Below are 10,386 nucleotides of genomic sequence, written 5' to 3'. Positions count from 1 at the left end.
CGTCATCGCTCCGACTCTCCGGCTCGGTCCCTGCCGATAGCCTTGTGAATCAACTGACGACTCGCGTCACCCGAAATTCATCCACCTTCTCTGAATCGCCCTGCGTTCAGGCCCGGCCCTGCACGGCGTTCAGCACGAACACGCGGATGGCGCTGGACAGGTTGCCGGTGCGGGTCTGGTCGATTTCCTCGATCAGCGCGTTGACCGAGCTGCCGCGCGCCTGCGCGACGCCTTTCAGCGCCTCCCAGAACTCTTCCTCAAGGGACACGCTGGTCGGGTGCCCGGCGATCAGGACGGAGCGCTTTTTCATCGGGCGGCGCCAAAACCCCTCGCCCGCCCCCGGCGGGAGAGGGAGGGGCCCGCGCCGAAGGCGTGGGAGGGTGAGGGCAAGGTTTTTCCGGGAATCCTGCGCTCGCTTCTCCTGAATTCTCGGACTGACCTTGCCCTCACCCTCCCATGGCATTGCCATGGGTCCCTCCCTCTCCCATCGGGGATGGGAGAGGGGAAATCAGTCCCTCCAACGGTCACCTTGGCCTCACCATCGTTTCCGGCTTTACCCACTGGTCGAACTGTTCCTCGGTCAGCAGGCCCAGCGCAACCCCCGCCTGCTTGAGCGTGGTGCCTTCCTTGTGGGCCTTCTTGGCGATCTTGGCCGCGTTGTCATAGCCAATGTGCGGGTTCAGCGCGGTGACCAGCATCAAACTTTCGTTCAAAAGCTGGCCGATGCGCTCGCGGTTGGCCTCGATTCCCACCACGGCGTTGTCGGTGAAGCTGACGCAGGCGTCGGCCAGCAGGCGAATCGACTGGAGCACGTTGAAGGCGATCACCGGCTTGAAGACGTTCAGCTCGAAATGGCCGGTGGCTCCGGCGATGCTGACGGTGGTCTGGTTGCCCATCACCTGGGCGCAGACCATGGTCATCGCCTCCGACTGGGTGGGGTTGACCTTGCCGGGCATGATGGAGGAGCCGGGCTCGTTCTCCGGCAGCGAAATCTCCCCGATGCCGCAGCGCGGGCCGGAGCCCAGCAGCCGGATGTCGTTGGCGATCTTCATCAGGGACACGGCCAGCGTGTTCAGGCTGCCGTGCGCGTCCACCAGCGCGTCGTGGGTCGCCAGCGCCTCGAACTTGTTCTCCGCCGTGACGAAGGGCAGGCCGGTGATGTTGGCCACCTCCTCCGCGAAGGCTTCGGCGAAGCCGGCCTTGGCGTTCAGTCCGGTGCCGACCGCCGTGCCGCCCTGGGCCAGCCGGTAGAGCTGGGGCAGGGACGCCTTCACCCGCTCGATCCCATAGGCCACCTGCGTGGCGTAGCCGGAAAACTCCTGCCCCAGCGTCAGGGGTGTCGCGTCCTGGAGGTGGGTGCGGCCGATCTTCACGATGTCCTTGAAGGCGTCGGCCTTCGCCACCAGGGCGGCGTGAAGATGCTCCAGTGCCGGCAGCAGCTCGTGGTGGATCTGCTCGGCCGCCGCGATGTGCATGGCGGTGGGGAAGCTGTCGTTGGACGACTGCCCCATGTTGACGTGGTCGTTGGGGTGCACCGGCTTCTTGGAGCCCATCTCGCCGCCCAGCTTCTCGATGGCGCGGTTGGAGATGACCTCGTTGGCGTTCATGTTCGACTGCGTGCCGGAGCCGGTCTGCCAGACCACCAGCGGGAAATGGTCGGCCAGCGTGCCGTCGATCACCTCCTCCGCCGCCTCAACGATGGCGCGGCCCAGCCGCTGGTCCAGCACCCCCAGCGCCATGTTGGCGAGCGCCGAGGCCTTCTTCTGGATGCCCAGCGCGCGCACCAGCGGGGCCGGCATGCGCTCCCCCCCGATGCGGAAATTCTGCAGGGAGCGTTGCGTCTGCGCCCCCCAATACCGGTCGGCGGGAACGTCGATCGGGCCAAAGCTGTCGGTTTCCGTGCGCGCGCCGCTGGTGCCGGTCATGGCCATGTCCTTGGGTTGAAGGCCTTGGGTTGAATGTCGCTTCGGTCAGCGAATTTTTTCCGCAAAAGCGCCCCTGGCAAGGGGAATACCGCGCAAAACCCACCCTACGCTAAATTGTTCTTGTTTCGTTCCCGAGCTTTCGTTACCGTCGGTCGAGACCAACCGTCTGGCCATGGGGGAATCGAATGGGCGAGTTCGCTTCGGACACCGTGCGTGCGTTCATTGCCAAGGCGCGCGTGGCCGAGATGAAGGCGCGCGGCTGGCGCATCGTCGGTCCTGGGGAGGAGGGCTCCCTGCTGATGGAGGGGCCGCAGCTCGGCGGCGCGCCGGTGCGCATGGCGAGCCTCGTGAACGACCTGTTCGACGAGATGGTCGCCCGCGCGCTGGAACGGGCCGACAGCATGTACGCGGCCATCGAACGGCTGGCCCGGGCCGCTTAAGCCCCGAAATCCAGGCCTGAATTTCAGACCCACATTTTTGGGCGAAACCGCTCCCCCCGCCGCCTGTTGACGGACGGCACGGACCATCGGGGGGAGCGGCGAATGCCTTCCAACGACATTCCAGGCGGCCCAAGTGGCCCCAGCGGTGAGGAGGCGCAGGCGGTCGCGGCCGGCTGCGCGCTGCTTGCCACGGCCGATGGCGCGGACAGCGATGGCCTCCGCGACCGCCTGCGCGCCCTGCTGCGCGACGATGAACCGTCCGCCGCCGTCTTCGACGAACACGCCCGCCACATCCGTGACGACACCACCGCCGGCACCGCCGACGCGATGGGTGTACTCCGCCGGATCAAAGGGGACGTTAACGCCGCCAAACGGGTCATCGAGGCTTGCGTTAACGCCGCTGGCGGAGGCGACCGCCTGTCGCCGGCACAGGTCGCGATGGCGCGAAGTCTTTGTGAATCCTTGAATCTCAGCCCGACGCAGTTCGGCTTCTGAAGGAAAGGGGTAATCCCAAGGTGTAATTCGGCCGCCTATTTCCGGGTCATAGTGTTACCACTCAAGACGCGGGCTGCCCTATGACCTCGTTAGTAAGTCGTTAACCGGCATCTGGCCAAATACACCCATCACGAACACACAAGACCTAAGGGAGTTTTTCAAATGATCGCCACCGCCAACGTCGAAATGGTTACCACTTCCTCTCGCGTCCACATCAGCTTGGTTGATGAGTTCATTCAGATCACCCAGAACAAGATCGACGGACAGAAGGACCCGTTCGTCCGCGAAAGCCTGTACGATCTGCTCGCCACGCTGCGCGAAGAGCGCGCGGGCTACCTGGATCTGCTGAACGCCGCGTCGCTGGTGAAGGCGGCCTGAAAGGCCGGGCTTCAGAGTTCAGACGACGGGGGTGGCGACGGTGTCGGGCCGGCGGCTGACCGGCCCCGACACCGGAAACGATCACCCCTCCGCCTGGGCGGCAAGCGCCGCGATCGCCTCGCCGGTGAGGCGGTAGGGCAGCCACTCCTCCAGATGCCGGAATCCGATGCGGTCGTAGAAGTCGCGCGCCGGGTTCCAGTGCAGCACGTTCAGGTCCACGCGCTGGCAGCCCAGTTCCACCGCACGGCGGGCGACCGCCGCCAGCAGCTTGCGCCCGACGCCGAACCGGCGCGCTTCGGGCGTCACGTACAAATCCTCCACGAAGATCCCGGCCCGCCCGAGCCACGTCGAATAATTGCGGAAGCACAGGGCGAAGCCGACCGGGGCGCCGTCCAGCTCGGCGATCAGCGCTTCGAACACCGGGTTTTCGCCCCAGCCGTCGCGCCGGAAATCCTCTTCCGTCGCCTTCACGGCGTGGGGTTCCTTCTCGAACTCGGCCAATTCCTGGACGAAGCGCAGGATCACGGGGCAGTCGGCCTCGACGGCCGGACGGATGGACACGGTGGGCATGTCGGCTCCAATTCCAACGGGAGCGCGACGATAGCCGCGCGCTCCCGCCGGAACAACGCCCTTTGCCAGGACGCCCGTGCAAGCCTAGGCTGCGGGGCATGAGTTCCCTTCCAAGTTCCCTCCCCAGCATCCGCGAAGCCCGCCCGAGCGACCGGGACGCCTTGCTCGCCCTCGTGGCGCGGCTGGACGCCGAGACCGACTTCCTGCCGCGCGAACCCGGCGAGCGTCCCTTCTGGGCGCGCGACCTCGCGGCCTTCCTCGCCTCGGACAACGCCACGATCCTCGTCGCCGACGACGGGGGCACGCTCGTCGGCTTCCTCAGCGCACATGGCGGGCGGTACCGGCGCAACCGGGGCGTGGTGCTCCTCTCCGTCGGCGTGCTGCGCGCGCGGAGCGGGCAGGGCATTGCCACCGCCCTGTTCGGCGCGGCGGAGGCCTGGGCGCACCGCATCGGCGCGCACCGGCTGGAACTGACCGTCGCCGAGGAGAACGGGCGCGCCCGCGCGCTTTACGACCGCCTGGGCTTCCTGGACGAGGGCCGCATGCGCGACACCCTGCGCGTCGGCGGCGCGTGGCGGAGCGAGCGGCTGATGGGCAAGCTGATCGGCGGGGAGGACATTCCCGACTGGCCGGACCTGACGCTGGACTCGCTGCCGCCGGCCCCGATCGCCGGGCTGGAGATCCGCCCCGCGGCACCCGCCGACGCCGCGGCCTACCTCGCCTACGACCGCGCGGTGCGGACCGAAACGCACTTCCTCCTGCGCACCGTCGCCGAATCCCTGCCGGACGTGGCGTCCACGCGCCGCTTCCTGGCCGAACAGCGCATCGGCGACCGCACCGCCACTTTTGTCGCCGTGGTGGAGGGGGAGGTTGTGGGGTCCTTATCGCTGTGGACCGGCGCCTACGCCCGCACCGCGCACGAGGCCGGGCTCGGCATCGCGGTGCGGCGGGAACACTGGCGCAACGGCGTCGGCTCCCGGCTCATGACGGTGGCCGACGCCTGGGTGCGTGCGCGCGGGCTGCACCGGCTGGCGCTCTGGGTCTTCGGCCACAACACCCGCGCCCGCCGCTTCTACCAGACCCACGGCTTCCAGGAAGAAGCCGTCGCGCGGCGTCACGCGCTCATCGACGGGCGCTTCGCCGACCATGTGCTGATGGCGAAGCTGTACGGGCCGCGCTGACGCCTACGCCACCCCGACCGCGCGTGCCCGCCCGGCCAACAATTCGTCGTACAGCGCCAGATAGCGCTCGGCCATGCTGTCCAGGGAATAGCGGGCGCGGGCGACGGCGCGGCAGACTTCGGGGTCCAGCGTCTCGCAGTCCTCGATGGCCTGGGCCATCTCCCCTGCGTCCTTCACGAGGTAGCCGGTGACCCCCGGTTCCACGATGTCGGCCAGGGCGCCGGCCGGGAAGGCGACCACCGGCGTGCCGCAGGCCAGCGCCTCCAGGGCGGCGATGGGGGTGGGCTCGGCGGTCAGGCTGGGCGCCAGCAGGCAGCGCGCCGCCCCCAGCATCCAGCGCTTGCGCGCGAAGCCGACCTGCCCGAGGAAACGGCGCTTGGAGTCGAGCCGCGGCCGGATCTCGTCCTGCAGGTAGGCCTGCTCCTCCGGCGCGCGCGACAACTCGCCGCCGAGCAGGAGCTGCATGTCGATCTCCCGGGCGGCGTCGAGCGCGATGTGAAAGCCGTTGTCCCGCTCGATGATGCCCAGGCAGACGGCGAAGCGGCGTTTCGGCACGCGGATGTGCAGCCGGTCCACCGCCACGCCGACCTCGATGGGCGGCAGCAGCGCGGCACCCGGCGGGGCGTTGCGGCTCTGCGCGGATGAGACGCCGTTCAGGTGCGTGCCGGGCCGGTCGGGCCTCAGCGCCTCGGCGGGGTAGCGGTCCAGCGGCTCGTACAGGGTCGCCAGGACCGGTACGCCCGGCGGGGGCAGCAGGGTGGTGAAGTCGCGGACATGCAGATGGACGAGGTCCGCCTTGTGCTGCTCCACGGCCTGCGCCACCACGGTCGCGACGCGGCGCATCACGGCCGCCCGCGCGCGCTCGTCGGGGGTGGCGCCCTGAAGGCTGGCTTGCACGCGGGGCAGGGCGATCAGCGTCCCCGCCACGGCCGACCCTTCCGGCGCGATGACGACGGAGCGGTGGCCGGCGCGCACCAACGCGGCGTCGATCGCCGCCACCGCCTGTTCGGGCGCGCCATCGCTCTCCCCTCCGACCGGGGAGAAGGGAGAGCCGACGCTGAGTACGGTCAGTTCCATCGCCTTACCCCGCGGGAATGGTGGCTGGGGCGGGCGCGTAGCGCCGCACCATGTCGGCGCAGAACTGCGCGAACTCCTCCTTCACCTGGGGGGGGCTGGTGTGATGGGGCTCGATGCCGCGATGCTCCGGCGTGAAGCAGAAGGTGACCGTGACGTTGAAGTCGGCCAGCGCCTCCATCTGCCGGTCGAACCAGTCCAGCGCGCCGTCGCGGAAGCTGTCGGCCCAGCTCAGGCCGGTGCGGAGGTAGGTGACGCCCAGATCCTTCATGCGCTGCACGCCTTCGTCCAGCCGGTGGTCCTGGAAGTGAAACCACTGGCAGAGACCGAAGTCCGGCGCGACCTTGCGGAATTCTTCGTAGGCCGGCTTTTCCGTCCCGTCCTCGCGCACCAGACCCATGTAGAAATGCCGGTAGTAGGACGACCCCTCCGCCTCGCGGTGGCGGGTGGTGGCGGGCCAGGCGCGCGGCAGGTCGAACAGGCTGTACCAGTGGACGCGCGGCGCCCGGCCGCGCAACAGCTCGGCGGTGCGTTGCAGCCCGAAGACCTGCACCTCTTCCGCGCCGAAGGTGGAGATGCCGACCTCCGACACCCAGACCGGCAGGTCGGTGACGGCCTGGATCTCCTTCAGCTTGTCCGGCCAGTCGTTGATCTGCCAGTGGTTCCAGTCCAGCGGGAAGCCGTGCACGGCGACCGCGTCCAGATGGTCCAGCACCCCGCGCTCCTTCATGTTGGTCATGAAGGCCGGATCGATGGGGGAGATGCCGCCCAGGACCTTGGGCAGGTGCGGGTTGACCTCCGCGATGGCGTCGGCGGCGCCGGTCACCATCTCGGCGAAGCGGCTCCAGTCCGGGTCGATCTGAAAGTCCCAATGGGATTTGTTGTTCGGCTCGTTCCACAGCATCACCGCTTCGATCATGTGTCTTCCCTATATTTGCATTTATGGAAAATTTTACAGTTCAGCGCTTTCTTCAGAGATAGCGTTTTCAACCGTCTGTATTCACCGTCATCCCCGCGAAGGCGGGGATCCAGGAAACTTCGCACAGACGTTCCTGTTCGGTCTGGATCCCCGCCTTCGCGGGGATGACGGTCGAAAGCCGCGGGATGATGAGGAAAGCGTCACCCCCTGGCCGGATGGACCGTCTCCACGAATTCCGACCGTTCGCCGCGGCGGCAGACGAACACCTCCTCTTCCGGATGTTCCAGGATGGTGAATCCGGCGGAGCGCAGCATGGCCTCCATGCCGGCCCGGTTCGGGATCCACCAGTTGGTCTCGTCGTTGCTGTACTTGTTTTCCACGAAAACCATGCGCGGGTAACCGGGGCGTTCGAAGTGCGCGGTCTCACTGAAGGGATAGTCGTCCTGCACCGGGAAGACGACGTCCGGGCCGCGCAGCATGGACTGGAAGACCAGGATATCCTTGGCGGCGTGCTCCCAAATCAGGTCCAGCGCCAACAGGGGATGGCGCAGGTGGTAGAGCACCCCCATGAAGAGAACGACGTCGAATTTCTCCTTCAGCAGCGCCACGTCGTAGACGGACAGCTTGCGGAACTCGATGTCGGCGCCCATCACCTCGGCGGCGAAGCGCGCCTGGTTCAGATAGGTGTCATCGAAATCGACGGCGACCACCCGGTCGGCCCCCCGCCGCTTCATCTCGATGGCGTAGAAGCCCCCGTTGCAGCCGATATCCAGCACCGTCCTGCCCGACAGGTCTTCCGGGATGGCGTGGGCGAAGCGCCGCCACTTGACGGCGGGATAGTCGCCCAGGAAATGGTCGGGCGCCGTGCGGACGCCCTTCAGGTCGATGTTGTGGAACCAGCGGCCGAGTTCGCGAACGCGGCGTTCGATCGCGTCGGGGGTCAAGTCGCGCACCTCCATCTCCATCACTCCGCCGCCTCGCGCCGCATCAGCCCGTCGCTCAGCAGGTTCAGCGCGGCGCGGTAGCCGCGCACCGTGCCCACATCGACGTAGGAGGTGCCGGCGCGCACCCCGACCGCCTCGCCCCCCTCGGCGATCCAGGCGTTGATCAGCGTGCCCATGTATTCGTCCCGGCACTCGCGCGCTTTCCAAAGGTCGTGCAACTCGTGCAGCACCGCCCCCGGCATCTTGAAGGCGCCCCAGATCCAGCGGGTGGCGGCCTGCGGGCTCTTCACCTGGATCTCCAGCACGCGGGACCGCTCGTCGGTCACCACCGCGTCGAACAACTCCGGCTGGTCCACGGGGAAGAGCAGGAAGGAGAGCTTGTCGTCCGGCAGGGCGGCCAGCGCGTCGTCGGGGAACCACACCGTGTCCGGCAGGCCGACCATCACCGGCTCCGACGGGTGGATCAGGTGGCGGGCGCGGAACACGGCGTCGCACAGCCCGCCGGGCCGGGGTTGAACGACGTAGGCCACGTCGGCGCCGTCCACTTCCCCGCCATAATATTGCAGGATGTCGAACTTGCCCGGCGCGATGACGAAGGCGATCTTGTCAGCCCCGCCCTTGACCATGCGGTCCACCAGATACTCGCTGACCGCGCGGGGGCGCTCGGTCCCGCCGTCCAGGCGGCTGCCGACCGGCAGCAGTTCCTTTGAGAAGGCGAGCGGCTGGATGCGCGTGCCGCTGCCCGCGGCCGGGATGATGCCCCACATGCTCAGTCGTCGCCTCCGCCTTTGATGTCCAGGATGGAGCGCAGCTCCCGCACGCGCCGTTCCGCCGTGTGCTCCGCCAGCGTCCGTTCCCGCGCGCGGCGGGCGAGCCGGGCCAGATGGTCGCGCGGCAGCATCATCGCCGTGGTCACGTCGTCGGTTTCCCTGGCGACGAGGATGTCGCGGCCCGGCTCGAAGAAGGCCTCCAGCCCCTCCCAATGGTCGGAGATCAGCGGCACGCCGCAGGCCGCCGCCTCGAACAGGCGGCCGGACGGGCACCAGCCCATGCGCTTCATGGCGTCGCGCGTGACGTTCAGCGTCAGGGTGGAGGAGCAGAAGAAGGCCGGGTGTTCGGCCGGCGGCAGGTGCTGCACGAAGTAGATGTTGCTGGTCCAGGGGAAGCTGTCCGGATACTGCGCCCCGCCGATGACGAAGCGCCGCCGCGGCAGCCGCCGCGCCGGTTCGATGAACAGCGTCTCCAGCGTGGCCTGCCGGTCCGCCGCGTAGGTGCCGAGATAGGACAGGTCGCCCAGGTAGGTCTGCACCGGTTCGACCGGCCGGTGCACCTCCGGGTCCACCCAGCCGTAGAGCGGGGCGACGTGCCGGGCGCCCAGCCGCGTCTTCAACTCTTCCAGCGCCCGCCCGCCGGTGTAGCTCAGCACCGTGTCGAAGCCGCCCAGGCCCTCCGGCGGCAGATAGTCGGGCCGCTCCCCCGCCTCCAGCCGTGCTAGGGTGACGGGCGTGTCGAGGTCGTAGAAGACCGTCCGCTGCGCCTTGGAGCCCAGAACCATGTGCGAGGCCACCGCCCCGTCCGGGCAATAGCTGGTGACCATCGCCACGTCCGCCTCGTCGGCGTGGCGCTGGGCGTCGGCCGCGACGCTCTCCCAATCGGAATAGAGCACCAGCTCCCCGCCGGGGATTTCCCAGAGGTCGCGGTGCTCGGCGTAGTAGGGCACGTCGCGCTCGAAGAAGACGACGCGGTTGCCCCGGCGCACCAGCGCCTTGACCAGCCCGCGCCACAGCGTGGCGTGCCCGTTGCCCCAGGAGGAGCTGATGGTGAGTCCGAAGATGACGATTTTCATGATGCCGGCGCCACGCTCCCATCCTCGATGCTGCCGTTCAGGCGCAGGACCTTTGGAGTCCATCCGTCGATGGCTAGAACAGAGATCGAGGCCGGACAGACCTCGATGCGCAAAAACAAATCGATGGCGACACCGAGGTAATACGCCAGCGCGGCGCGGATCGGATCACCGTGGCTGAGCAGAACGAGCGACCCGTCCGGGTCCTCCGCGCACAGCCCGTTGATGAAGCCGACCATGCGCGCCTGCACCTCCGCGATGGTCTCTCCACCGGGAGCGCGGGCCAGGCCGCGGGCGCCGTTCCAGTGGCGCCAGGCGGGGTCCTGCTCCAGCTCCGCGAAGTCGCGGCCGGCCCAGGCGCCGAAGTCCACCTCCAGCAGCGCGTCATGGGTGCGGACCGGCAGCCCGTGCGTGCGTGCGATCGGCTCCGCCGTCTGGCGCGTGCGGGGCAGGGGGCTCGACCAGACGGCCGTCACCCGCTCCCGCGCGAACCAGCGGCCGAGCGCGTCGGCCTGCGCCCGCCCTTGCTCGTTCAGCGGCGTGTCCATCCGCCCGGCGAGGCCGCGCCCGACGAACTCGTGGTCGGCGTGGCGGACGAGATAGACCTGGGTCATTGG

13 protein-coding genes are annotated in these 10,386 nt (G+C 68.3%); 4 read left to right on the top strand and 9 right to left on the bottom strand.

All coding sequences use genetic code 11. The features are described from left to right. Positions 1-106 precede the first annotated feature (106 nt). Both ACSVC7_RS24800 and fumC read right to left on the bottom strand, forming a co-directional pair. Positions 107-310 (bottom strand): ribbon-helix-helix domain-containing protein, encoded by a 204-nt coding sequence (locus ACSVC7_RS24800; protein ID WP_448207322.1) that lies wholly within the window; start codon positions 308-310, stop codon positions 107-109. A gap of 214 nt (positions 311-524) precedes the next feature. Continuing rightward, a complete protein-coding gene (gene fumC, locus ACSVC7_RS24795; RefSeq protein WP_448207323.1) occupies positions 525-1,925 on the bottom strand; it encodes a class II fumarate hydratase in 1,401 nt (466 codons plus the stop codon). A gap of 185 nt (positions 1,926-2,110) precedes the next feature. Between fumC and ACSVC7_RS24790 the strand changes: the two genes are divergently transcribed. The 3 genes from ACSVC7_RS24790 (at position 2,111) to ACSVC7_RS24780 (ending at position 3,238) form a co-directional block, all read left to right on the top strand. After that, positions 2,111-2,365, top strand: coding sequence for a hypothetical protein (locus ACSVC7_RS24790; RefSeq protein WP_448207324.1), 255 nt, complete (start codon positions 2,111-2,113; stop codon positions 2,363-2,365). 102 nt (positions 2,366-2,467) lie between these two features. Beyond that, the gene (locus tag ACSVC7_RS24785) at positions 2,468-2,860 is read left to right on the top strand and encodes a TerB family tellurite resistance protein (RefSeq protein ID WP_448207325.1); all 393 of its coding nucleotides are present in this window, start codon (positions 2,468-2,470) and stop codon (positions 2,858-2,860) included. A 162-nt stretch (positions 2,861-3,022) separates the two neighbouring features. Continuing rightward, the gene (locus tag ACSVC7_RS24780; RefSeq protein WP_448207326.1) at positions 3,023-3,238 is read left to right on the top strand and encodes a hypothetical protein; all 216 of its coding nucleotides are present in this window, start codon (positions 3,023-3,025) and stop codon (positions 3,236-3,238) included. Between the two features lie 81 nt (positions 3,239-3,319). On the opposite strand, the gene ACSVC7_RS24775 is transcribed toward ACSVC7_RS24780, so the two are convergent. Next, positions 3,320-3,808: a GNAT family N-acetyltransferase gene (locus ACSVC7_RS24775; RefSeq protein ID WP_448207327.1), complete on the bottom strand. Its 489-nt coding sequence runs from the start codon at positions 3,806-3,808 to the stop codon at positions 3,320-3,322. A 98-nt stretch (positions 3,809-3,906) separates the two neighbouring features. Between ACSVC7_RS24775 and ACSVC7_RS24770 the strand changes: the two genes are divergently transcribed. Continuing rightward, positions 3,907-4,989: a GNAT family N-acetyltransferase gene (locus tag ACSVC7_RS24770; RefSeq protein WP_448207328.1), complete on the top strand. Its 1,083-nt coding sequence runs from the start codon at positions 3,907-3,909 to the stop codon at positions 4,987-4,989. Between the two features lie 3 nt (positions 4,990-4,992). Here the strand turns inward: ACSVC7_RS24770 and ACSVC7_RS24765 are convergent, their stop codons facing one another. The 6 genes from ACSVC7_RS24765 to ACSVC7_RS24740 form a co-directional block, all read right to left on the bottom strand. Then, on the bottom strand, positions 4,993-6,066 hold the full coding sequence (locus ACSVC7_RS24765) for a glycosyltransferase (RefSeq protein ID WP_448207329.1): 1,074 nt from the start codon (positions 6,064-6,066) through the stop codon (positions 4,993-4,995). A 4-nt stretch (positions 6,067-6,070) separates the two neighbouring features. Further along, positions 6,071-6,982: a glycoside hydrolase 5 family protein gene (locus ACSVC7_RS24760; RefSeq protein ID WP_448207330.1), complete on the bottom strand. Its 912-nt coding sequence runs from the start codon at positions 6,980-6,982 to the stop codon at positions 6,071-6,073. 200 nt (positions 6,983-7,182) lie between these two features. Next, positions 7,183-7,935, bottom strand: a complete 753-nt coding sequence (locus ACSVC7_RS24755; RefSeq protein WP_448207331.1) for a TIGR04290 family methyltransferase — start codon at positions 7,933-7,935, stop codon at positions 7,183-7,185. 11 nt (positions 7,936-7,946) lie between these two features. Further along, complete coding sequence (locus ACSVC7_RS24750; RefSeq protein WP_448207332.1) at positions 7,947-8,693, bottom strand: sugar phosphate nucleotidyltransferase; 747 nt, start codon at positions 8,691-8,693, stop codon at positions 7,947-7,949. Between the two features lie 2 nt (positions 8,694-8,695). Beyond that, positions 8,696-9,772, bottom strand: coding sequence for a CgeB family protein (locus ACSVC7_RS24745; protein WP_448207333.1), 1,077 nt, complete (start codon positions 9,770-9,772; stop codon positions 8,696-8,698). Beyond that, complete coding sequence (locus tag ACSVC7_RS24740) at positions 9,769-10,383, bottom strand: histidine phosphatase family protein (protein WP_448207334.1); 615 nt, start codon at positions 10,381-10,383, stop codon at positions 9,769-9,771. The genes ACSVC7_RS24745 and ACSVC7_RS24740 overlap by 4 nt, the downstream gene beginning before the upstream one ends. Positions 10,384-10,386 lie beyond the last annotated feature (3 nt).

The sequence above is a fragment of the Azospirillum mesophilum genome, from assembly GCF_053470405.2.
Note: the sequence above shows the minus strand (reverse complement) of the source record. Positions and strands in the feature narration are given on the sequence as shown.